We start from the raw sequence: 23,560 nt of genomic DNA on the forward strand, positions 1-23,560 counted from the left end.
CAACCGATCGCAAGTTGATGCTACTTCTTCAAGCATTGAAATTATGTGAAGTTGCGTTCGACCTTATGCGACGGACACCAAGGTCTAATCCTCAATGTAAATTTGCAACTCCACATAGTTTCGAACTACACATAGGGGTCGCTATGTTGAGCTTAACATAGCGCCCCGTTGCGGACTTCCGTTCCATTTGATTAAATGACGGCAATTTCATCCATATCGGACAAATAGCCTAGCCTGGATGAAACGAAACTGAATATGGGAGTGATGATTTTCATCTTAACCTGACTGCACGCGAAAGGGTTCCTAGGCTGCGATTTCGAATCGTTTAAAACCGGCATTGGCATGCCTTTTATCTCAAAATAGGGGGAACTCGTGACTTTAGGTGTTCGTTTTTGGCTGGTTTTTTTACTCATCATTACCATACTACAAACGGAACTGTTGCATGCTTCGTCTGATTCGCTGCAAATAACTCTTGAGTCTCCTGGACCTTATGAAATTGCAACAGGTGCAAATAGCTGGACAGTCTACTTAAACGGCGTTATCGAACCCGGTGCAGATAAACGCGTAGAGACAGAGTTAAATCAGATTCCTAATTCGCCATTCAATGTCTATCTCAACTCACCAGGCGGCGATTTCCTAACGGGTATTAAACTTGGTCGGTTATTGAGAGCCAAATCTGCGTGGACGCATATCGGGATACAAAATCACGGGAAGATCCTACCTGCGCAAGGAGAGTGCTACAGCGCTTGCGCAATGGCATATCTCGGTGGCTACTATCGATTTTCCACACAGGGTTCTAAATACGGAGTCCACAGAACATGGAAAGATAGCGCGTCCTCCGAAGATGATCTTGATGTGGGGCAAATCATTTCTGCTGCAGCGTCAGCGTATATTCGCGAAATGGAGGTTGATGCCGGGCTCTTAGATTTAATTGTCAGAGCTGGAAAAAATGAACTGTATGTACTTAGCGAGACTGAACAGAAAGCTCTACGAGTTACCAACGAAGGCAGAGCGCCTGCGGATTGGAGTCTGCAATTAAAACAAGGGCTCTACTATCTGCGAGGTGTTCAAGACACTATGTATGGACAGGGCAAATTCCTTCTATTATGCACCGATCAAAGTCTCGGACTACATTCAATTTACGAAGCGGGAGTAGCCAAATCACAATCAATAGTAAAAGGCGATTGGTTTCATTCATTATTGATTGATGGTCGTAATGTTTCACTTGGAGACCCTTATCGAATTTTAGATGATGACGGTTATCTTAATGCGATGTTTATTCTAACTCCCGAACAAATCAAACAGATTGTCGGTGCGCGGGAATCTGTTGGACATGCAATGCAAGTTTTGCGGGACGCACCAACATTTGTTGGTTACAGGGTGGATTTTAATATTGATACACCCAATCAAATACGTGAATTCATATCAGCATGTTCTTCAAAAAAATGAGGCTGGCTCCCAGCCATTATGTCCACACTGTGCAATAAAGCCACACGACGACGTCTGCGTATATAGAAGCTATGAATACTTCCCCCAAACTAATTGATGACTTCGAACAGTTAAGAGAATGTCTAATTATCATTCGGCGCGATTACAATACTTACAATGCTCTCTATTGCGAAGAAAATAGAGCACTATTGACAGCAATTGCACCGACATTTTTCACCGACATTGGGGAAATTCTTCAACGCGATTGGATTCTTCAGGTGGGAAAACTAATGGACTCCGCTACCACCAAAGCTCACGGAGCTTGCAGAGAGAACTTGACGATTCACTTGGTTATACAGCAACTCAAAGATGAATCGTTACTAACCGCAGAGATTCACGACAAAGCGAAGGCAATTCTTGGCTATGGTGAAATCATAAAGCCAGCACGAGACCGAATACTAGCCCATCGAGACCGTATCAGCCACTTTGAAGGTATCGCCATGGGGCAGACAACTGATGAGCAACTATATGAATTCATAGAAAATATTCAGCACTTTACCGACTTGGTGGGAAATCAAATCGGTATTGGCCCCTTGGATTTTTCGTCATCGGGTTGTAAAGGCGATGTATATGATCTTCTTTGTTGTTTGCAATCATTAGGAAACCGTGTATGAATATCGAAGGGTTCTCGAACTCGTTCGATCTAAAGCCGAGGTACGCACCGCGTACCTAAATCTACATCTGTCAGGCGGCTTTCCATTCAACAACGGTCACTAGCCGTAGAAACTCTGTGGTTCGTAATTGGCCGAAAGCCAATGCTTACAAAGCACAGAACCCGAAAATCGACCAGTCCAGCTTAAAAGCCTACCTCCCTGTACGCTTTTAAACTCGGCCCACCCGAATTGCTCACGCCCCCGAGCCGGAAGCGCCCGAGCATAAGCCGTCCATGGCCTAGCGGCGAAGACATCCCTGTCATCGCCGCTCGAAGTCTTGACGCTCGTCCTATAGCTCGCTGGTAACCAAACGTTGCTATCCCTGCGAGTCCTGCTGCCCCGATAGCGCACGTCCTTGTGCTCTTATGCGCTATTTAGCGGATGTCGATCGAACCGGTCGTCGCCACTGAATCCCTGCCTATCGCTTGCGTGTTGGTCAATGTGTTTTTCGAGGCGTTGATCAGCGTCGATTTCTCGACTTTCGAGCCGACGACGCTGATCGAGCCGGTGCTTGCGGCGCTGTTGCGACCGATCGCTTGAGTATTGGTCAACGTGTTTTTGGATGCGTTGATCAATGTGGATTTTTCGATTCTGGAGCCTTCGGCCATGGCTGTGCCGGCGATGATTGACATTAAAACGACTGCTGCGAAAGATACTGTTTTCATGATGGTTTCCCCTTGGTTTTTGTTGGTTTGGTTCGTTCAAGCGTTTCGTTGAACTTGGGTACAGTATCCCGATTTCCGGAAGAAAAGGCGGTGATCGAGTCACGCCGTTTGTGTGATTTATTCACCGGCCGGCGAATGATGAGGGTATTTTTTGTTGAATCCGCTAATCGACCGGATGCTGTCTGCGCTTGCCGTCGGCAAATTGGTGAGGCATGGAGATATAAAAAGTGTCGCAAGTTGCGACACTTTTAATGGCGTTTCGGAAAATTTTTTACTCTTCGCTTTGGATCAGGTCTTCGAGGAAATCCTTCAGCTTCTGCTCTTGTTCGGCGTTCAAGGCACTTGCGTTGAGCTTTACGGTAATGTGCTTTTGGCCGTGACGATTTATTTGTAAACGTAGCACCGTCGGTTACCGGAATGAGAGGCTTGAGGGTTATTGCAGGTTTTCTTAATCATCGGTTTTGAAGGAAATTGAGCGTGGCACATATTTTTTCGGGCTCAGGGAGTTGGCCAAGGCCTGCTTCGCCGCTGGCGAAGCAGGGGTTTGCTGGGTTACGCGCTGGACTTCTATCGGTTGAAGCGGCATCGAAGGCACTGTATCCGCTTTGGTCACGTCTAGCGTCACGAAGTGGACTTCCAACCAGTCGGCCCATTTCGATGCCTTGAGAATGAGATCGGCGCGGTACACGGCATTGTATCGCGGCGTGCGCGAGTGGTAGTTAGCAGCCTTGGTCCACAGATCGCCCTGGTCGTTGCGGATGTGCATCCGTAGTCGCCAAGCGGCCAGATCGAATGAATAGCATCCAGCGGCCGCTACATCGTTCGCTGTGATTCCATATCGTGCCAGGTCGTGCAGGTACGCGGTATTGAATTGCATGGAGCCGACGTCATAGGTGCCGTTCGAGTTGCTCACCCATTGCCCCGGCTTGCCGCCTTCCTTTTCCGCCACGGCTAGGACGATGTTGGCCGGAATTTCATACTTGACGGCGGCAGAGATAGCGCACACGACGCGCTCTTGTTCAATCGGTGTAAGGTCGGCAATAAACGGCAGCATAACGCCCCTTTGGGTTAAGTCGGTGCGCCGCTATTGCTGCGGTTCACGAAGGCCGCAACTTCGGAATGAGCTTCATTTTCCCCACTAAGACTGTTACCGGCGAATTCGATGTTTGTTTCGGACGAACTGCCGCCCCTTATGGCGCCGGCAATCTTGCCCGGTGTCGTATCCGCAATGCGCTCGTTGGCTTTGGCCTTGGCTACATCGGCAATACCCTTAGCCAGATTAACGCCGGCATCGACGGCAATTTTGCCGGACGTTGCCGCTGCCGCCATGAAGCCACCGCTTTGCGTGCCCGTTGATTGCCGGTTACCGCCTTGCCCGGTTTTGGCCGTGCCGGTCGGTTCGGTCGCGCCGCTATTCTGTTTGCCGTCACTCTTCGCTTGGTCGGTGCCGCTTTCGGTTTGCCTTTTGGTGTCCCCATCTTCGCCGCGACCCCACATGCTGTCCGAGCTGTTGCTGAATCCTGCTGCTTGAGCAAATGGAGTGCCGCCGGTATTACTGCTGTCGCTGCTTACGCCACCGCCGCCGCCCCCGCCCCACATGTTGGTCAGCACATCGGACCCGCTGGAAACGTTTTCGCTGGCCTTGGAGAACGCGGCCATTACTGCTTGAGCTCCACCAGCGGCGTTTGCCGTACCGGCCGCTATCATTGCGCCGGCTGTTGCGGTCGCCGCTGTGGCCATACCGGCCGCGCCGAGCGCCGCACCGGCACCGAGTTGACCAATGCCTGTGTTGCCAATACTGCTACCCGTGATAATACCGGCTATGATTGCTGGGACTTTATTTGTTAGTACCAGCAAGATGATAGACGCCACCATCATCACGGCGAGTTCTTGTATTGTCGTTTCGGGACTGATTTGCTGCGAGAAATCGTTGATAAACTGTTTGCCAATAGCAACAATAAGAATCATCGACAGCAGCTGTGCAGACACGCCGAATATAGTGCGGTAATAATTGAGCGCCATGTCGGACGTCCAACGAGCTCCTCCGAAACCCAGAAAAAAAACACCGGCGTACAATACAATCCAACTCGTCGCCAGTAACACCAGCATATTCACGGCGATTAAGGCTAATATGGTCAGGGTGACACCTCCCAATATCATCATGGCAAGGGCTAAATCGAAATCTCGCCAACCTAGATCGTCTACTGCGCGTATGACGCGGTCAAACAATTCAAATCCGACATCGACAACTGCGCCAGGGTCAAGCCTCGTCGTGCCTAAACTCCCGGCCTGTGCACCGAGTTGTTGTAGTGAATCAATGATCGTCCCAGCAATATTCTGGTTACTCACTGCATTTGTGAGTAACCACCAAAAGAAGCCTGTGAAAATAGTGAACCGAACAAACTCGGCAAAGAATTCTCCTATGTCTGCCTTACGAAGCAGCATCATGCCGAATGTCCAGACCATCGAGATCAGAACAAGCGTCCAGAATAACCAGCTTGCCGCATTTGTAAGTGTGTTTGCCCAGTTACTTGCAGCATTATCGAATCGCTTCAATACATCATTCATAATGCCTTCATTACTGAGCTCGGCCAATGCGGGTTCGCTTGTCAGCAGCAGGACACCTAGCGTTATCAGCATATGCCAGTGAGATTTATTCATTCTGATAAACCTCCTATCAATAATCGCCAGGCGCACTTTTCTTGAACGTACCTGATCGGAGTTGTTTCGCCTTGTCGAATGATCGACAGTCGTCAATAAACGTATTGCGACTTGCCTCGAACATAAGGTCTGATAGTATTTTTTCCTTCATCTCTGGCGTACAATTTGCCGCGTTCGCCACCGGTTGTTCACTACAACCAACCAGGAGAAGAACTACCCCAAAACAGATAATTGTAAGGTTATACATTTTCATACATGATCCTCTAATTATGTTAGAACTATTAATAATCACCAGGTGCACTTTTCTTGAACCTACCTGATCGGAGTTGTTCAGCACGAGCACTAGATATTGCCTCTCCATCAGCCTCCGCCTGCATCCTGGTTGCAATTGCGTTCTGCTGTGCGATCAACAGGCCGCGTATCTGTAATAGCTGGTTCGCCTGTTGGCTCGCAAGCTGGTTGGCATAGCCGATAGCTTCCATTCGTCCGCCGGCGCTTTGAGCCGCTGCTTGCAGTTGCTCTAATCGTCTTGAGTCCGACTTGAGCGCATCTTGTTGTTTATCCAGTCCACGAAAAAGCGCATCGTTTGCCTTTTTTTGTGATTCTGATGCCAAGCGCCGGTTTTCGCTCATTGCCGCGAACTCGGCGTCACTGCATCCCTCATTCGAGAAACACGGCGAGTTACGGTAATAAGAAACGTCTTGGAATTTACTCAGGTAGCTATCGAGACTGCCGACTTGATTCTTATAATAATTTAGTGTATCGGTAGCGGTTATTAGACCATCGATCGTGGATTGTGCCTGATCCCAGATATAAGCCGCCGGCGCTACCGTGTTCCGTATTTGATCCTCATATTGCCGCAATTGAGTCGCATATTGGTCAATTTGTTTCAGTGTTTGCGCGACCTCCTCTCCCGCTGACATAGCTGATTGAATCGCAGTTTCTATATTTTGCGTTAAATTAGTCATGTCAATTACAGCGGTTTGCGCGTGCGCCTGCTGCGTAATCGAAACCACCAAAGTGATTTCGACTGCGGCCAGAAGGATTTTTTTAGCCGCTAAAATTTTATGCTGCATCGATGTTGTCAAAGAACTCTTTCTCATTCTATTCTCCAGTGTTTTGCATAGCCGGCCGCTCAACCCGACCCGCTACGCTCGGCGGTTAGCGTTATGGTTAGTAATCAAACGGTTGATAAGGTTTTGAAAACGTCATGTCTTTCGTGACAATCACATTGAATCGATAGCCAGGGCGAATCTCCAGGGTTGGCGCTATGTTCATGTTTTTGGCAATCAATTGTGCGGTGACTTGGCCAAGTTGCTGGCCTAACGCCTCACTCAACGCGCTACTGGCATCCGGCCGGCCAAATGTCGCACTACTCTGATTTTGTCGCTGGCTGTAGGTTGTCGCCGCCGTTACGGCCGACATGAGCAGCGCCGAGCTAAATAGACGGACGTAATGATGATTTTCCAGATCATTAAACCCAGCGTACCCAGCGCTGTCGGCACCCGGCATCGCACCGATATCCAGCGCTTTCCCATCGGGGAAGACAATGCGTTGCCAAGCGACAAGGACACGAGCTTGGCCATAGGCCACATCGCTCGAATACGTGCCGACCAGACGCGATCCTTGCGGAATCAAGAGGTATTTTCCGACGGGTGTGTCGTACACGTTCTGCGCCACTTGCGCCATGATCTGTCCCGGTAGATCGGAGTTGATTCCGGAGATTAGCGTTGCCGGCACCACAAACCCGGCTCGCAGTTCATACTGTGAACGGGGGGCTTGCGTAGTAGAATCGAGTTGCCAACGGTCACCGGCTTTACCCGAAAATTGCGCGTAATCATTACCGGTTCCTTCGGTTGATGCTCCGGTTTGTGGTGAAGCGGATGAATTCGCCGGCATCCCTGCACCACTATTCAGGTTATGCATGCTGCGAAGATGATTTAATCGCTTTTGATACGCCGTTGATGGGTCCTCATGCTGTATCGAGTCTATTTCTTGGCGCACGGCGGATAACCTAGCCAGCATGGCTTCGCGCGTTTTGGGCGTGTTAGCGCCCAAATTGGCATGACTGGATGACGAGCCGGAACTTTTTGGCGCAATGACTTGCACGCCGGTTTTTGCTTTCACCGCTTCTTGAAACATTTGCAGTTTTGCCTGACGGATACGCTCCGCTTCATCATCATGCTGCGGCTGCATAGGGGGAGCCGGTGGCCTGTCCAATGTTTCCGGACGCGCAATGAGTACCGGTTCAGGTTTCAGCATCGTTTCTTCAGCGGGCGGTATCAAAGGCGTGATTAATCCGTCCATGTGATCGCCGGCAATTTCCTTAGCGAACATCGACGTGTTGCCGGTTTTTAGATGCCGATCCTCCGCATCAGTCTGCTGGGCTGCGCGATCCGCCGCGACAATCCCCATCATGATCAAAAACGCCGTCAATACCCCGCCGAGTAGATACATGGGTAAATTGTTGACGCGGCGCACGCCAGCGCTTGGCGATGCGTCCGGTTCCATGTTGTCGATATCTTCTGTCATCATTTACTCCTTATGCGTCCAATAGCCGCCCGGCATCACCATGCCGTTTTGCTCGATGTACGGGCGAGTAATGGATTCAGTACCGACCCATAGAGTCAAATGGTATAAGTTGCCGTTTTCTCCCTTTATTTGGCTGAGTACATAGCGCAATGGCAGTAGGGTATTGTCCTCTGTCGCGTTTGGGCTGAACTCCATGACGGCATAGCCGCTTTCGCGCAAGTTTTTGAGCAGCGCATTCCCGAAAAGATCCGGTGTCGTTTGTTTTAGCTCAAATTGTGTTTTTGCCGGCGGCCATAGCGTGGCGAGTTGCTTGACTGCATCGTCAGCCAGTTTTTGTTGATCTACTGAAACATTACGTAGATGGTTGCCGTATGGCGATGTCACGCATCCTGCGAGAGATAGAGCGGCCAAAGCCGCTAGAGATATTCTGCGCATACGATTATTTCTCCCGTCTGATGGTTACTCGGTCTTGGCTTCTGCCAACGCCGGATATCAAAATGGCCTGGTCAAAAACCGTGTCCACGATGTAGCGGTCGCCTTGAACACGGTAATTCACTATGACGGTTTCATCATCCGAGAACAGGCCGCCCTCTTTACGCAAGACCAACAGCGTCGGCGCTTCGGTCTGCGCCATCGCCTTCGGCATTTGTAAGATGGTTTTACTGCCATCGTTAAAGACGCGAATCGGACGCCATGCGGCATCACCGTCCAGTTCATAGTTGAAATTCAGATCGCCCAGGTACTCGCCTGTTTGCGGAAGGGTTTTTTGTTCGCGCGCTTGTGTTTCCCGAGTTTGAATCGCATCCCATTTGGCGAGAGCGTCTTCCGGGTAGGTGAACGCAACCTGCGGCATGTACTCGGTGCGGTGCGAGCGCAACTTGAAATGATAAGTGCGGCGGTTTGTCGTCACGACCAGACTGGTCTCCAATCCCACGTCCATCGGTTTGATGATGAGATGTTGCGTTTCGGCCGGTCCGCTGCCGGTGATGGCGGGTTCCACAGTCCAGCGGGCCGTATCGCCCAGATGGATCGAATTGACCAGTTCTCCGGCTTGTAGGGCCACGTCACAGACCTGAAGAACCGCGCAAACGATGCTGGGCTGTTGTGCGCCGTATATGAAATGGATGGCCCCATTGGCACCGGATACTGGCTTTATGCCGTTGGATTTTCCGGCTTCCCAGCGTTTCGCAATCGCGAGAGCCGCCTTTTCTTGTTCGGTTAGCCTTGGGTTGTTTTTGGAAAAATATTTGTCGGCCAGGTCGTCACCGGGAGCGGCCAGGACAGGTTCCGAGACAGCCATGGCGGCGGCCAGAATTGGGATAATATGCTTTTTCATGGTGAATAGTCTCATTATCATTATTTCGAGGAAGTGATGATCGACCAGGAATAATCACGCACATAGATACCGAGCGGATTGTTGCGTAATTGCTCGTCTGTTGTTTGAGATGTAGGCGAGGCGATATAGACATTAACTAATGCCCGCATATTGACCGGCTGACTTTTTAGAACGCCTTGCCGGTCGCGAATGGTTTCTACCCATTCGACTTGCCAGGTATCCGGGGATTGCGGCAACACGGACTTGATTTCAGTGCTGACCATTTCCTTCACGGCACGTTTGAACGGGCTGGAATCGGGCGTTCCGTTCAGCCATTCGTTCATTTTTTGGGTTGCGGGATCATTGGGCGATAACATTGCATACACGCGAAAGACCGCTTTCCGCTGCAATGCGACATCCGGCGTGACTATGCGGGCATTAGCGATGAAATCGGCTATAGACGCATGAATAACGCGGGGATCGGCGGTAGAGCCCGCTGTCGTCGGCCCGACGGCAATGGTCTGGCCATGCTTGTCAACCTCGATAATATAAGGGATGAACTTAGATTGACTGCCTATATGGATGATTCCGCCGACACCGGCCAGCGCAATCAACAACGAGAGAATACCGACAACTTGCCAGGTCTGCCGTGACGACACGACCGAACCGACATGCTCATTCCATGTACGCCGGGCAGTCAAGTACGGGTTAGTATCCTCGTTTTTGGGTTTATTGATAGGCCGAGAGTCAACTGGTTTTTTCTTGGATAGAATCAGACTCATATTGCGGGCTCCAGGTAGTCATTGAGTTTCAGTCCACGCCCGGCGAGCCATTCATGAACCCACCGATCGCCGAATTGGGTTTCCAGATTCTTGATGGCGGCAACGGAATCCTTGTCCGATGCACCGGCAAGGGACAGGGCAAGCGGTCCGAGAGCGAGGTCGTAGAGACGGCGGCCATATTCGGAAACGTAGTAATATTGCTGTTTCGGAATGGCGGTCGCCAAAATTTCGATTTGCCGCGTATTGAGACCCATACGACGGTAGAGGGCGGCCGTGTCTTCGTCGCGGGCATACACGTTGGGCAGGAAGATTTTGGTGGCTGTCGATTCAACGATGACATCCAAGATGCCCGAGTTGGCCGCGTCAGACAGGCTTTGCGTCGCCATCAAGACAAGGCAATTGGCTTTGCGCAAGACCTTGAGCCATTCGCGGATTTTATCGCGAAACACCGGATGCCCAAGCATCAACCAGGCTTCGTCCAGGATGATGACGGCCGGTTGGCCGTGGAGTGATCGCTCTATTCTGCGAAATAGATACAACAGCACGGGGAGCGCGAATTTATCGCCTAATCCCATCAGCTCCTCGATTTCAAACGTCGTAAATGAGGACAGAGAGAGTCCATCCTCTTCGGCGTCCAACAGATAGCCCATCGATGAACCGATAGTGTATTGCTGTAGCGCTTCACGAATCGGTAAGTCTTGTACGGTCGTGCTGAAATCAGATAGTGTGCGGGATTGGGTACCGCTCATGCTCATGATGGCATGGCCTATTTTATTGCGCTGCTCGGGTGTGGTGATCAAACCGTTTAACGCCAGGATGGTATCTATCCATTCCATTGCCCAAGCCCGGTCGCCGCGCGTTTCGAGGAATTGCAGTGGACAAAATGCGAGTGATTCGCCGTCCCCCGCGACTGAAAAATGCAGCCCACCGACGGCCTTGGTAAGCGGATAAATTGACATCCCCTTATCAAATGCGTAGATCGACATGCCGGCATAACGTCGTAATTGTGCGGCAATAATGGCTAGATGCGTCGATTTACCCGCACCTGTGGGTCCAAACATGAAAGTATGGCCGACATCGCGGACATGCAGATTCAGTCGGAAAGGTGTGGCGCCGTGAGTCACGCAGTGCATCAGTGCTTGAGACATGGGCGGATACAGCGGGCAAGGGGCGGTTGCGCTACCCGTCCAGATCGTTGACGTAGGCAACAAATCGGCGAGGTTCATCGTGTTGATGAGGGGTCGGCGAACATTCTCGACACCGTGACCCGGTAAGCTGCCTAGATACGCATCCATCGTGTTGGTGGTCTCTATACGCGCGACAAAACCGAGACGGTTTATCGCCTTTTCTACCTGCCGTGCGATTGCCTCGAGTCGCGTTCTATCCTCATGCATCAAAATAACGACACTGGTGTAATAGCCCATCGCGACAAATCCGCTGTTTACCTCGGCTATCGCGGATTCGGCATCCTCTACCATCGACAGAGCATCCTGATCGATAGGTCCGGTATTGGTATTAAAAACCTGGTCGAAGAATCCGCGCACTTTTTGGCGCCACTTTTTACGGAATTTGTCCAGGTGAGCAACCGCCTCATGCTGATCCATGAAAATAAACCGGGATGACCAGCGGTAGTCGCAGGATAATTCGCCCAGAGCGCTTAAGATTCCTGGAGTCGACTCCAGCGGGAAGCCTTCGATCGCGACGACTTGGATGAGGGAGCGGCCTATTTTTGGCACGACCCCGGTGCGCAGTTCTTGCCCGCCAATGAGAGCATCCAGATACATGGGATTGCTGGGGAGTTGTACGGGATGATGCTTGCCGGTAATGCAAAATTGTATCCAGCTCAAAAAATCATCATGCGTAACAGACGCTCCCTCCTCGGTAACGACCTTCTGACCTCTGAGACGCGTCATCGTAATAGCCGTTGACAGGCGTTCCTCTATCGACGTTATTTCACGTTTGAATTGACTGATGAGCCCCGTGGTACGGGCTCTGTGATTCGGCGCCGGCGTGTTGTCATCGAACATGAGCTCGACAAATTTACGTTGCGCTAGAACCGGCGGAAACCAGGTCAGCGTTAATACGAAATAACCCTCGTACATCGTACCCAGGCGCTCGAATAGCCTGCGTCGCTCTTCATCGATCGCGGCAGATACTGGATCGGGAAAATGCGACAAACCCAATTCAGCGTAATTAGGGGCTGGGCGGCGCACAGCATCGACGTGTACCATCCACCCACTGCCAAGGCCGACGAGGGCTTGATTGATGCGGAAAGACACCATTTCGCGCTGCTCATCGGTGCTGCTCGCGTTGTCGTCCCCTTTGTATATCCATGCCGCCATGAATGAGCCGTTTTTACCGACAATGACACCGTCATCGACGACGGCGGCATAATTAAGCAGATCGCCCAGCCCGGCGTCCTTGGATCGATGCTTTTTGAGCTTCAGCTCCGCATCGACCGACCGGATGCGGGCAAACAACATAAGTAGCAGGACGGCACCGAGTACAGCAATCATAATCGCGAGTACTTCGATCATCATTTGTATTGCTCCCCTTGGGTATTGGTATTTTCACGGAATGGCGTACTACGCGGCGGGTAATACTTCTTGTAGCGACGGCTCCGCAGATAAACGTAGCGCAGCTTAGGATCGCTCTTTGCCATCAGGCGGAATACGAAGAGTGCGCCGAACCAAAGACAGACGCCGAATACCGTAGCCCTCATGTCCTGAGCACTGAAAATCAGCGCTCCGGCGAGCAGTCCCGAAAACATCACCAATTCCCGATCCCCGCCCATGAATAGGTTGTCTCTATTGCCGGCCCGACGAATGGGTATCGTGCGACCGGCCATGTTACCCAGCCCTTCCGTTACCGATAGATGCCGCGTTGTGAGCGTAATTGACTGCACCGTCAGACAGTAAGGCTATTTCGGCGCCACGGCCAAAGAAGGTACCCATCATATTTTGGGCGCCGACCAGTAACGCCATGACCAGGACGATAAAAATCAACGTTCTGAAAAAACCGTTCAGTTCGCCGCCGAAAATAAGCACGCCGCCGGCAACCACAATGCCGATAATCGAGAGCGCAAATGCCACCGGACCGGTAACGGAATTGCGCAGATTTGTCAGCCAACTCTCATAGGGCAACGAGCCGCCGGTCCCTTCCGACGCAAAGGCCGGTTGCGGCAAAATGATAATGGCCATGAGCAGTACGAATAGGCTCAGGTACAAAACGCTATGACGGTCGTTCTGAAGCGATGGAATTGCGAATTGCATAGATGTTTCTCCTAAAGTGATCTTGTGTTGTATTGGCCGCCGTGGTATCCGGAAACCTCAATAATTTCCTGAATACGACGGCCTTCCGGGGTTCTGGCGATATGCACGACAACATGAACCGCCTCGCCAATGAGCGGTTCGATGGGTTTGGGTGAATCAGGATGCATGCTGATGAGCATCGCCAACCGATCAAGTCCGGCTCTAGCGTTATTGGCATGCAGTGTTGCCGCCCCGCCTTCATGGCCGGTATTCCAGGCCATTAACAAATCGAGCGCTTCAGGGCCTCGCACTTCACCGACTAAAATCCGGTCCGGGCGCATACGCAGCGTGGTTTTCAATAGCGCCGTCATTGTGACGTCGATGCTGGTGTGGTACTGGACGTAATTCTCCGCAGCACATTGGATTTCGCCGGTGTCCTCGATGATGAAGACGCGTTCGGTAGGATCGTTAGCCACCATCTGATTGATAATCGCATTGACCAGAGTCGTCTTGCCTGAGCCCGTGCCGCCGATAACCAGAATGTTTCGGTGTGCGGCAACTGATTCAATAATCACTTGGCGTTGTCCGGGGGTCATTATTCCGCCCTCGACATAGTGCTCTAACGTGAAAATGGCAACCGCCTTCTTCCGGATGGCAAAAGTCGGGGCCGGAACAATCGGTGGAAGCTGACCGGCAAAGCGAGAACCATCTAACGGTAGTTCTCCTTCAAGTATCGGTTTTTGACGCGTCACCTCTTTGCCGTGATAACCGGCAATGGTTTCGATGATGGCTTGCGCCTGGGCAACGCGCAGGGTACCAATACATTGCATGGGCTCGCCAAGCCGCTCTTGCCAGAGCTTGCCGTCCGCATTGAGCATGATTTCAACGGTTTTCGGATCGTATAGAGCCGACAAGAGTGTCGTTCCCATGTCGCGTTCCAACTTACGTTTGGCTCGATCACGGGTGCTGTCAGGGTTATCGTTCAATGATGTCATCATTCTCCTGCGAAACTGCAGGCTGGGGTCATGTCAGTTGCAATATACGATATACCGAAAGAATAAAAAACGCAACAGTATAGCGAAATAGTTTCAGGTTGTGGTATCTTTGGGGCGTTTGGATATAGTAATGATCCGGGATGGTATCATCCCGGTGAAATGCGAATTTTAGCGGCTAAAATTTCCTTATTAGCTTTGTATGAAGGTTTATTGTAGGGGCGTTATATTAAGATTGCCTTATTTTAGCCCTTGTTTCTTCGCCCCATTTTTTGACGATAAAGGCTTTGACTTCCGGAAGAATGACGGACACGCGCTCGTATCCCGGCGGCAGGCTATGCATAGCGGTACCGCCCGCCAGCTCATCGAGCGCAGCCTTGTCCAAGTCATTGGATTCGAGCAGAAGAGGGAGAGGAACTTCTAACGCTTTGGCTATCGCCTCCATTACCTTGAGCGATGGATTGCCGGTACCCGTTGTTAGATCGGATAAAAACGAGTTCGACACTCCGGATAGTTCATGTAATTCTTTTTTGGACATTCCACGCTCGTCCAAAATACGAAGAATGTTGGTAAAGAAGATGTAGTTGTACACTGAGTTTACCTTGTTAAATTTGGCCGATTTTAGCCGCTAAAATGTTATTGACGATAATTAACGGTTTAACTAAACTTCAATTCGATAAATAAGACGTCTCTCTGAAAGTCACAACGATCGATCAACACGAATGACCAACAAAATGCGAGTCATTAAACACCAAAAGACAGGAAATTGCCATGTATGACGAGACTGCGGTCAAGCTGAAAGCGCTTGAGAGCGCCGCACTGCGACGTAAGATAGAGGCCGTTGCCAGGCCAGGCGAAACCTATGAGCAAGCTGCCGCTAGAATTCGGCAAAACGAAGAAAACACCATTCCTCATAGATCACAGACACATCGGGCATCTTCTAGCGACAGACAGACTGATATTTTCGTGCCGACACTCTATGACGTTGGCACGCGTGACAGCCGAAGCATCATGGACGTCGCAGTATTCCGGCTGTCAAAGCGAGAGAAGCGCGCGGGAGATGTTATCCGGTACGATCTGCCGGACGGATATGTCGAAGTCAAGGCGGGGCCGGACGGCATGGCGTCGATTTGGGATTATGACATCGTGCTGATGTTGATCTCTCATTTGACCGATGCCATGAACCGCTATTGTGAAGGGAAGGAAGACAAGCCAGGCCGCACATTCCGTCCGCATGTTAGCGAAATTCTCAAGTTCTGCCGAAAAGGCAACGGTGGCCGACAAATTGAAGAAGTCGAAAAAGCGCTGGATCGCCTGAGAGGCACGACCATCAAGAGTGTGCGCGAGCGACCCGGCATCGGAGGGAAGCGCGGCTTACGCGAAATCAAGGCTGAAGGCTTAATCGGCGATTACACGGTGCTCTCCTACACCGAAACAGGCAAGATTGCGTCTGTTGAAATAGAGATCCCGAAATGGCTGCACCGCGAAGTTACCGAACGAAAGCGTCCGGACGTATTGACTGTCCACCCTGATTATTTCCTGATAGAACCCGGCATCGGCCGCTTCATCTATCGCTTGGCACGCCGGGCTGCAGGCAAAAGCGTGGCCAAGTGGTCGTTTCAACTCATCTACCAGCGCAGCGGTAGCACGGGCACGTTCAAGAAGTTCACATTTACCTTACGCAAGCTGATCGAAACTAACGACCTGCCTGAATACCGACTCGCAGAGGAAAGCGGGCAGGAAGGCCCGTTATTGGTCATAAAACATAAAGAGTCATTAATCGAAAATTAGTAGGGTTCCTAATAGACGGCATAAAAACCACAGCGGCTGACGAAAGTTGTTATTGCGTGCTTTTGCATCCTGTCGGCAAAGCTAAACTAAGCCATAATCTCCGATATAAACTTGTTTCGACCGTAACAAGCCGTAAACTGTGTATAGCCTGTCTATTAGGAACCGAAATCCGTCTATTAAGAACCGGAACCCGTCTTTTAGGAACCCAAATCCGTCTTTTAGGAACCCATAGGTTCAGTAAGGTATTGATTATGTAGAATAAATAGGCGGTTTTTTGGCCTAAAACTTATTAATACTCTTAAATCTCTTAAAACCCGACTTCTCCAGTGCTGCTGCAACATAACTCCTTTATGCCTAAAGGGCTTAGCTCTCTGGATTCCCCATTATTCTAATTTTAATGATTGGAATAATACTTAACTCATAGACAGCATCTTGTTTTGGCTCAAAAAAGTTTTAACGCCAAGAAAGAGAAAGGTCATAATAAAAATATATTATTCGTTATAGTGAAAATCGTATAGCTAAACTTATTGACTAGCAACGATATTTCATTTAGTATCGTTTTTGAAGGCCGGGAATTCCGTTCCGGTCACTCCCGTAAAATTGCCGAGTCACGATAATCATGAACGTGCAGATTTCGTGAATAGCTAGAATTCGCGTACAAGGGGGGAGGGAGTTACCCATTGGAAAACGGGGTGCTGTGGGTACAAAGCAGATGCGTATTAATCGTTGGTGCCGGGTGGAGATTGCCCCGGAGTAATCCGGGGCGTTTGGCTTGGCGCTGTAACACCGAAGCCTTACTTTCCCAGGGTGGGAGAAGTCGTCGGTATTGGACACGTTAAAGCGTGGAGAGTCAAGCATGAACATAATCAAGTTTCCTCAAAAGGGGAGACCGGCCGGCAAACAAGCGACGGTTCCGACTCCTGATCTTACTCGTCAGCCGGTTAAACCCACGAGAGTAAAAATCGTTCTCGACAACATATTGAGTTTTGTTTGGGTGATGACAGTGCTTGTCTGGCCATTCGTTAAATGGGTGCTGTCAATCGAGATTTTCTTCCAGATGCTGCGCATGATCTACCATTGGGACACGCCCGGCGTTTATGCCGGTTGGACTTTTCTACTGCATTTCTCTGTCTTGGTAGCGCTGACCTGGTTTGTCGATTTTTATAGACCGCAAGGCATGAAGCAACGATAAATTTTAGCCGCTAAAAAAATTGATAAGCAATAGTGGTTTAGCAAAACTTTTAAATATTGGCGGCTGTAACCGTCATGGTTCAACATCAGGGTGGCGAATATATGCGTGGATTCCATGATAGAGAGATTAACCGAAGCTCAATTCGAAGAGGCCATAAAGGGATTGAATGTCGGTCGGCAGACCATCGATATCGCACGGGGGGTGCTGGTGGAAGGAAGACCGCAGTCCGAGTTTGTGGCGGCACTAGGGATATCGAAGGGGGCCGTGTCGCAAGCAGTCAGCCGCGTAAAGGCAGCGGTCCAACAAGAGAAGATCCCGGAGGGCTTCGAGCGGGTGTCGGCGGTCCTACCGAAACATCAAGCGTTTATCGTCAAGAAATGGGCAGAGGACGCAACCAAAAAATTGGAGACAAAGAAATGAAAACACTGGTTACAGCGAACCAAAAAGGGGGCGTTGGCAAAACTTCGACCCTGGTGCATCTCGCGTTTGACTTCCTTGAGCGAGGTATGAAAGTGGCTGTGATCGACCTTGATACACAGGCAAACGCGTCTTATACGCTGCAAGAATTTGAAAGCGGCTCTCTTGCCAGTCAGATGTTCACGGCTGACGATGACAAATTGCGTGCTTGTTTCAACAATCTGACCGCCGAACCGGCACTATGTTTGATAAGTTCCGATGCGGCTATGGCGAACATGGAGAAGCTCACCATGACGGCAGCGGCAACAAGCTTTAAGCGAAATATCAAAGTATTGGCTGAATGTGGTTTTGATGTCTGTTTAATCGACACTGCTCCGTCTCTTGGCGTCAGTATGGCCGCCGCTCTTTTTGCGGCCGATTATGTTTTTTCGCCCATTGAACTTGAAGCGTATAGCATCCAGGGCATCAAGAAGATGGTCACGACAATTGTCAACATCCGCAAATCAAATCCTGGTTTGCAATTTTTGGGCATGGTGCCGAGTAAGGTCGATGGCCGAAACCCACGCCACGGTCGACACCTGGAAGAATTGAAGCGCGCTTATCCCCAATTGATGATACCTGTCGGTATTGGCCTCCGAAGTAGTATTGCCGATGCGTTAGCGTCAGGCATGCCCGTCTGGAAAATTAAGAAAACCGCCGCGCGTAAGGCCGCACAGGAAGTTCGTGCGTTTGCGACACATATTTTTGAAAAAATGGAGATGACACAATGAACGCCAAGAAGAAATCGAGCTTGGGCCTAGAGAGCATAGGCGATCTTTCAGAACTTTTGGACCAGCCGGAAATAACTAAGAGCTTCGGCCCGCTGGAACTGTCGCTAGAACTGATTGATGAAGATCCGGATCAGCCTCGAACAGCCGAAAACCCCGGTTTCTCATCCGAGAGTATTGCAGAGATAGGGCAGACGATCAAAGACCGTGGCGTGAAGTCTCCCATATCGGTAAGGGAGCATCCCGAGATAGAGGGCCGCTACATTATCAATCACGGTGCGCGTCGTTACCGTGGCTCCAAGTGGGCAGGAAAGAAGACAATCCCGGTTTTCATTGACAACGATTACAATCACGCGGACCAGGTTATTGAGAACCTGCAACGAAATGAGCTGACTCCGCGCGAGATCGCTGATTTTATCGGTCGCGAGCTGGCGATGGGTAAGAAGAAGGGCGAAATCGCCAAAGAAATCGGTAAATCGGCGGCATTTGTGACGCAGCATGTCACATTGCTGGATTTGCCGGAGCCGATTGCGCTGATATTCAACACCGGTCGCGTCAGGGATGTAACCGTCATCAATGAGCTGGTGACTGTTTACAAAAAGAATCCCTCTGAAGTGGAAACATGGCTGGACGACGACAGCCTGGACTTGACGCGGGGATCGGTTAAGTTGTTGCGTGAATACCTCGATGACAAGAAACGTCAACAACTAGAGGATCAAGACAGTGACGAAGAGTATTATCCAGATACAGTGGATACGCTAACCGACAAGACCGATGCCGAAACCGTCAAGACTTATACCGAGACTGTCGATAGAGACGAGGAACACGAAACAGAAGAGCCCAAACATAAGAGGGAAGAGAGGGAGAACGATTCGGACAAGCTCAAGAAAGCGATTGTACGGGTACTGCATGACGGCCGCATCGCCCGATTGGTTCTATCGCGACGACCAACTCAAGACGGTTACGCATGGGTGAAATATGATGATGACGGGAATGAGTTCGAAACTGACCTTGGTAATGTGCAGCTTATTGCAGTGCTAGAAGGATAGCTCACTCTCCCCTTAAACCCACCAACCCCGCCCTGTGCGGGGTTTTTTTTGCCTATTTTCTAGGATAGTTTATTTGTTTGTAAGTTAGTTTATTAGTTTGTTTGTTAGTTAATTTATTTGTTTATTATTCTATTTATTGCTATACTAAAAGCGTCAAATAACTGTTGAGAATGCCACGATGAGACCCGTAGAATTTGCCCAAGAAGACATCATCACAGCCGGCCAAGAACTGCAAGAATCCGGTCGCAATATCACCGGATTTGCCCTCCGCACCAAGGTTGGTGGCGGCAATCCAAGCAGATTGAAACAGGTCTGGGATGAGTACGTTAGTAGTCAGTCCGTTGTTAAAACTGAGCCGGTGGCAGAACTGCCAATTGAAGTTGCCGACGAGGTGGCGGCCGTCACTAAATCGCTTACTGATCGATTGGCAAGTTTGGCAGTAGAGTTAAACGATAAGGCCGTTAAGGCCGCAGAGCGCCGCGTTGCAGAAGTCATTAGGACCGCTGGCGAGCAGCGCGAACAGGCCGAGCGCGAACTTGCTGACGCATCGCAGACGGTTGATGACCTGGAAGAACAGCTTGATGAGCTACGGGCTGAGCTGGAAGCTGCTCAGGAACGCATTGCGGATATGTCTAGAGAAAATCAGGTACAAGCCGTAGAGCTTGCCAAGGTTCGGGAGCGACTGGCGGCTACCGAGCAAAGCGCTAGGGCGGCTGCCGAGCAAAATGCGGCAGCGATAAGTAAACTGAATAGCGCCTTGGAATCCGCTCAATCGACAGGTGTGCAGTTGAAGCGTGAGAACGATGCGCATGCTGTAGAGCTGGCTCAGTTGCGCGAGCGACTGGCGGCAAGCGAGCAGCGTGCTGTGATTGCGGCCGAGAAGAGCGAGGCAGAGGCGAGTAAGTTGAATAGCGCCCTGGAAGCCGCTCAGAGCGAGAAGAACCAAGTAGCTGAGCAGCTTGCTGTATTTAAGGCTCAGATGGTCGCTGAGCAGAAGGTTCAGCAGGAGCAGCGCAAAGTAAGTGCTCAAGAAGCTTCTCGTCAGGCCGAGCGCTACACCAAGGTTCGCGCTGAGCGGGATGAGGCAGTTAAGGATGCTGCTAAAGTTCGCGAGGAAATCGCTTCTCTTCGTGGACGTATTCAGGCGTTGGAGGAAGTAATGGCTACCCTATCGAAGGATATAAATACAAATTCTCCTAAATAGGGTGACCGTAAGGCTTTGTGCGAAAAATAAGCAGTAGCGGATAAACTCATGCGACACGTATTTTATACAGTCCTTTCTTCATGATTCGCCAAATGCTCCGATTGATGGCATACCCAATGAAGATCGAAGCATCGAATTTAGTAAAAGTCTGTTTTCATTTTCTTGATATGACGACAGATTGATCGTCGAGACATCTCATTAGTAGTACGCGGTATTAGCGATTACGACTCCACCAACTTTGCAATCGCTTGCATTGGCAGTATCAGTCGAAGAGAGTCTGGTAAGCAAATAAAGCCGTTAGCCTCGTAGAAGGCAGCCGCCTGTTCGCTGATGGCATCTACGATGAGCATGGAAGAGCCAATAGAACTTGCGCTCGTATAAGCCCGCTTCACTGCATCCGCGAGCAACAGTGCGCCCAACCCCTGTCTTTGTTGATGACTTGCGACGGCCAGACGGCCTATGAGGGTCGCACTGACCAAAGGATAGCGCGGGACGTGTTTGCGGGCCTCTACTGGTACGTCCCCTTGCGCGAGCGCGGTCGCACACAAGGTGTAGTAGCCAAGTACTTCAGTCGGTTCGCGCGGATCGACGAGAACGAATACGCCGTTGATTTTGCGCTTCACATCCTGATTGGCCTGTGTTTTGAAATAGCGATCCAGGCTATCGACGCCGCAGGCAAAGCCAGCACGGTTGTGATGGGAGCCGAATGGTTCGATTTTTAAGTCTGGCGATATCGCCTCAGTCATTTATGAAATGATCCGCCGTTTGTGCTCGGCCAGTGCGCGAACAAGTCGTTCACTTGCTTGCGGTGGGCTCATGAGCGTATCGAAAAATACCTTTCGGTCAAGCTCGGAAAGCATAAGTGTTTCATGTTCCGCAATGGTTCGTCGTGCAGCATCGGTAAGTGCTGCTATACAAAAGTCAGTCAGTTTTCGTGATTCCAGATGGGCTGCGCGTTCGATTAAGTCCTTGGTTTGTTCATCCAAACGAAAACCAAGTCTTTCTTTGCGTACTGGGTTTTGTGCTAACTGCAAGTTCTTACTGGACATGGGGAACCTCATCGGTCGTGTTCTTCATATTGGTTGATATTGTACGTCAATTTGACGACTTTTCATAGTCATACCATTTCTTCAAATTTATTGGTTTGCCGAACATTCGATTTACTATTCTCTGATGAGTCCAATGGTAGAGTCATTTATTCATGCTTTGCTAAATGCGCCGATCAACGGGATACTTAATGAGAAGAGAAGCATCAAAGAAATCGAGAAATGGTGGGGAATACCGTTTATTGTTACCGATACGGTTGAAGATATAGGCGATCCAGCGCTTATGGATCGGTCGACCGAATACGAGGCATTTTGGAACGATTGATGAAGCTGTGGAGTATGTTCGGAATATGTAAGCTATTAAGGGAGTAATTGACTGTATTTAGGGAAAGGACATTTTCATTTTCCTGATATGACTACAGATTGATCGTCGACCCCCCTCTTTTTTTCTTTTTTATCTTTTTTCTTTTTTTAAGAGCGTTGAAAGCTTTTAGTTATAAGGGATACAGCACATATATAACTACAGATTGATCGCTATATGACTACAGATTGATCGTTATATAGCGACAAATTGATCGTTGAGAGACTACAGATTGATCTCTTAGGACTACAGATTGATCGTTAATAACTACACCATTATTATTTTGTAGTTGTTTTGGCTATTAAACGGGCGTATAGTCAAGGAACACTATCATATTGTTGCCATATCCTAATTTGGACAAGCCCACTTACTTAACCGTCGTTAAATCGAACAAGGTCGTCGAAGCCAGCTATATGCTTACGTTGGCCGAACAGCGGGTTTTGTTGGCGTGCATTGCGCAGGTCGATTCGACGGCGGAACTGTCCGAAAACTTTCGATTCGAGGTTACCGCTTCTGGCGTAGCGGACCTGGCCGGCCTGGATAGCCTTTCGAACGCTTACCGGGATCTCAAGAAAGCGGCTGAAAAACTCTACGAACGTAGCGTGATTATTGACGACCCAGATCCTGGTAACCCGCAAATTGCGCAGCGGAAAACCCGCTGGATCAGCACTATAGATTACGTGCCGGGTGAGGGGAAACTGGTTCTCAGCTTCTCGGTCGGTATTATTCCTTATCTATCTCAGCTCTCGAAAGAATTTACCAAATACAAATTGATGCATGTCGCACGGTTCGAAAGCGTTTATTCGATCCGTCTATATGAATTGTTAGTGCAATGGAGTTCTGCCGGTGAGCGTGAAATCGAAATTGAGTGGCTGAAAAAACAGTTCCAGGTTGAAGATAAGTATGATCGTTTAGGTAATTTAAAAAAACGTGTCATTGACCCGGCCGTTGCCGAGATCAACGAACATTCAAATATTTGGGTTAGATACGGTCAACGAAAATCCGGGCGAACTGTGACGCATTTTCAATTCAAATTCGGATTGAAGGATCAGCCGAAGCCGAGGCAACAATTGACCGACGCCGATATTGAACGCGAGGCAAGGCCGGGAGAGACGAGGGCGGCTGTGATCGCGCGTTTGACTGGTAATTCAGTGGTCAAGGACGCTAAGCCGGGGGAGACGTTCGATCAGGCTTTGCAGCGGAAGAAGGAATTGGCGGATGTTAAGAGGAAGTTGCGGTAAATTGGCAGGTTCCGACCCCTATGTGTAGTTCGAAACTATGTGGAGTTGCAAATTTACATTGAGGATTAGACCTTGGTGTCCGTCGCATAAGGTCGAACGCAACTTCACATAATTTCAATGCTTGAAGAAGTAGCATCAACTTGCGATCGGTTG

26 protein-coding genes are annotated in these 23,560 nt (G+C 50.0%); 10 read left to right on the forward strand and 16 right to left on the reverse strand.

What is annotated here, in order from left to right; genetic code table 11:
* Positions 1–372 precede the first annotated feature (372 nt).
* Positions 373–1,449, forward strand: a complete 1,077-nt coding sequence (locus KKA81_17095; GenBank protein ID MBU2652645.1) for a hypothetical protein — start codon at positions 373–375, stop codon at positions 1,447–1,449.
* A 71-nt stretch (positions 1,450–1,520) separates the two neighbouring features.
* Positions 1,521–2,102: a hypothetical protein gene (locus KKA81_17100; GenBank protein ID MBU2652646.1), complete on the forward strand. Its 582-nt coding sequence runs from the start codon at positions 1,521–1,523 to the stop codon at positions 2,100–2,102.
* Positions 2,103–2,515: 413 nt separating this feature from the next.
* On the opposite strand, the gene KKA81_17105 is transcribed toward KKA81_17100, so the two are convergent.
* The 14 genes from KKA81_17105 to KKA81_17170 form a co-directional block, all read right to left on the reverse strand.
* The gene (locus KKA81_17105) at positions 2,516–2,806 is read right to left on the reverse strand and encodes a hypothetical protein (GenBank protein ID MBU2652647.1); all 291 of its coding nucleotides are present in this window, start codon (positions 2,804–2,806) and stop codon (positions 2,516–2,518) included.
* A 448-nt stretch (positions 2,807–3,254) separates the two neighbouring features.
* Positions 3,255–3,860: a transglycosylase SLT domain-containing protein gene (locus KKA81_17110; GenBank protein ID MBU2652648.1), complete on the reverse strand. Its 606-nt coding sequence runs from the start codon at positions 3,858–3,860 to the stop codon at positions 3,255–3,257.
* Positions 3,861–3,874: 14 nt separating this feature from the next.
* Positions 3,875–5,467 carry a P-type conjugative transfer protein TrbL gene (trbL, locus tag KKA81_17115; protein ID MBU2652649.1) on the reverse strand — a complete coding sequence of 531 codons (1,593 nt, stop codon included), beginning with the start codon at positions 5,465–5,467 and terminating at the stop codon, positions 3,875–3,877.
* Positions 5,468–5,483: 16 nt separating this feature from the next.
* Positions 5,484–5,720, reverse strand: coding sequence for an entry exclusion lipoprotein TrbK (gene trbK / locus KKA81_17120; GenBank protein MBU2652650.1), 237 nt, complete (start codon positions 5,718–5,720; stop codon positions 5,484–5,486).
* A gap of 28 nt (positions 5,721–5,748) precedes the next feature.
* A complete protein-coding gene (gene trbJ / locus KKA81_17125) occupies positions 5,749–6,543 on the reverse strand; it encodes a P-type conjugative transfer protein TrbJ (GenBank protein ID MBU2652651.1) in 795 nt (264 codons plus the stop codon).
* A gap of 97 nt (positions 6,544–6,640) precedes the next feature.
* The gene (locus tag KKA81_17130; protein MBU2652652.1) at positions 6,641–7,999 is read right to left on the reverse strand and encodes a TrbI/VirB10 family protein; all 1,359 of its coding nucleotides are present in this window, start codon (positions 7,997–7,999) and stop codon (positions 6,641–6,643) included.
* Between the two features lie 3 nt (positions 8,000–8,002).
* The gene (locus KKA81_17135) at positions 8,003–8,434 is read right to left on the reverse strand and encodes a conjugal transfer protein TrbH (protein MBU2652653.1); all 432 of its coding nucleotides are present in this window, start codon (positions 8,432–8,434) and stop codon (positions 8,003–8,005) included.
* A gap of 4 nt (positions 8,435–8,438) precedes the next feature.
* The gene (gene trbG, locus KKA81_17140) at positions 8,439–9,335 is read right to left on the reverse strand and encodes a P-type conjugative transfer protein TrbG (protein MBU2652654.1); all 897 of its coding nucleotides are present in this window, start codon (positions 9,333–9,335) and stop codon (positions 8,439–8,441) included.
* A 20-nt stretch (positions 9,336–9,355) separates the two neighbouring features.
* A complete protein-coding gene (locus KKA81_17145; GenBank protein MBU2652655.1) occupies positions 9,356–10,096 on the reverse strand; it encodes a conjugal transfer protein TrbF in 741 nt (246 codons plus the stop codon).
* Positions 10,093–12,633 (reverse strand): VirB4 family type IV secretion/conjugal transfer ATPase, encoded by a 2,541-nt coding sequence (locus KKA81_17150; GenBank protein MBU2652656.1) that lies wholly within the window; start codon positions 12,631–12,633, stop codon positions 10,093–10,095. The genes KKA81_17145 and KKA81_17150 overlap by 4 nt, the downstream gene beginning before the upstream one ends.
* Positions 12,633–12,944 (reverse strand): conjugal transfer protein TrbD, encoded by a 312-nt coding sequence (locus KKA81_17155; GenBank protein ID MBU2652657.1) that lies wholly within the window; start codon positions 12,942–12,944, stop codon positions 12,633–12,635. The genes KKA81_17150 and KKA81_17155 overlap by 1 nt, the downstream gene beginning before the upstream one ends.
* A 1-nt stretch (position 12,945) precedes the next feature.
* Positions 12,946–13,368, reverse strand: a complete 423-nt coding sequence (gene trbC / locus KKA81_17160; GenBank protein ID MBU2652658.1) for a conjugal transfer system pilin TrbC — start codon at positions 13,366–13,368, stop codon at positions 12,946–12,948.
* An 11-nt stretch (positions 13,369–13,379) separates the two neighbouring features.
* Entirely contained in the window at positions 13,380–14,342 is a 963-nt protein-coding gene (gene trbB / locus KKA81_17165; GenBank protein MBU2652659.1) for a P-type conjugative transfer ATPase TrbB, read from the reverse strand.
* Positions 14,343–14,568: 226 nt separating this feature from the next.
* Complete coding sequence (locus KKA81_17170; protein ID MBU2652660.1) at positions 14,569–14,931, reverse strand: transcriptional regulator; 363 nt, start codon at positions 14,929–14,931, stop codon at positions 14,569–14,571.
* 179 nt (positions 14,932–15,110) lie between these two features.
* Here KKA81_17170 and KKA81_17175 point away from each other — a divergent pair, with 179 nt between their 5' ends.
* From KKA81_17175 to KKA81_17200, 6 genes are all read left to right on the forward strand, one after another.
* The gene (locus KKA81_17175) at positions 15,111–16,130 is read left to right on the forward strand and encodes a replication initiator protein A (GenBank protein MBU2652661.1); all 1,020 of its coding nucleotides are present in this window, start codon (positions 15,111–15,113) and stop codon (positions 16,128–16,130) included.
* 856 nt (positions 16,131–16,986) lie between these two features.
* On the forward strand, positions 16,987–17,322 hold the full coding sequence (locus tag KKA81_17180; protein MBU2652662.1) for a protein kleE: 336 nt from the start codon (positions 16,987–16,989) through the stop codon (positions 17,320–17,322).
* A 114-nt stretch (positions 17,323–17,436) separates the two neighbouring features.
* Positions 17,437–17,742, forward strand: coding sequence for a transcriptional regulator KorA (locus KKA81_17185; GenBank protein ID MBU2652663.1), 306 nt, complete (start codon positions 17,437–17,439; stop codon positions 17,740–17,742).
* Positions 17,739–18,509 (forward strand): ParA family protein, encoded by a 771-nt coding sequence (locus KKA81_17190; protein MBU2652664.1) that lies wholly within the window; start codon positions 17,739–17,741, stop codon positions 18,507–18,509. Before KKA81_17185 ends, KKA81_17190 begins: the two co-directional genes overlap by 4 nt.
* Entirely contained in the window at positions 18,506–19,555 is a 1,050-nt protein-coding gene (locus tag KKA81_17195) for a ParB/RepB/Spo0J family partition protein (protein ID MBU2652665.1), read from the forward strand. Before KKA81_17190 ends, KKA81_17195 begins: the two co-directional genes overlap by 4 nt.
* Before the next feature lie 178 nt (positions 19,556–19,733).
* Positions 19,734–20,759, forward strand: a complete 1,026-nt coding sequence (locus KKA81_17200; protein ID MBU2652666.1) for a DNA-binding protein — start codon at positions 19,734–19,736, stop codon at positions 20,757–20,759.
* Between the two features lie 221 nt (positions 20,760–20,980).
* On the opposite strand, the gene KKA81_17205 is transcribed toward KKA81_17200, so the two are convergent.
* Positions 20,981–21,505, reverse strand: coding sequence for a GNAT family N-acetyltransferase (locus KKA81_17205; GenBank protein ID MBU2652667.1), 525 nt, complete (start codon positions 21,503–21,505; stop codon positions 20,981–20,983).
* Positions 21,506–21,820: a DUF1778 domain-containing protein gene (locus KKA81_17210; protein ID MBU2652668.1), complete on the reverse strand. Its 315-nt coding sequence runs from the start codon at positions 21,818–21,820 to the stop codon at positions 21,506–21,508.
* Positions 21,821–21,932: 112 nt separating this feature from the next.
* On the opposite strand from KKA81_17210, the gene KKA81_17215 reads away from it, so the two are divergent.
* Both KKA81_17215 and KKA81_17220 read left to right on the forward strand, forming a co-directional pair.
* Positions 21,933–22,130 carry a hypothetical protein gene (locus KKA81_17215; GenBank protein ID MBU2652669.1) on the forward strand — a complete coding sequence of 66 codons (198 nt, stop codon included), beginning with the start codon at positions 21,933–21,935 and terminating at the stop codon, positions 22,128–22,130.
* A 389-nt stretch (positions 22,131–22,519) separates the two neighbouring features.
* Positions 22,520–23,407, forward strand: coding sequence for a replication initiation protein (locus KKA81_17220; protein MBU2652670.1), 888 nt, complete (start codon positions 22,520–22,522; stop codon positions 23,405–23,407).
* Positions 23,408–23,560: the final 153 nt, after the last annotated feature.

The sequence above is a fragment of the Bacteroidota bacterium genome, from assembly GCA_018831055.1.
Classification (GTDB): Bacteria; Bacteroidota; Bacteroidia; order Bacteroidales; family B18-G4; genus M55B132.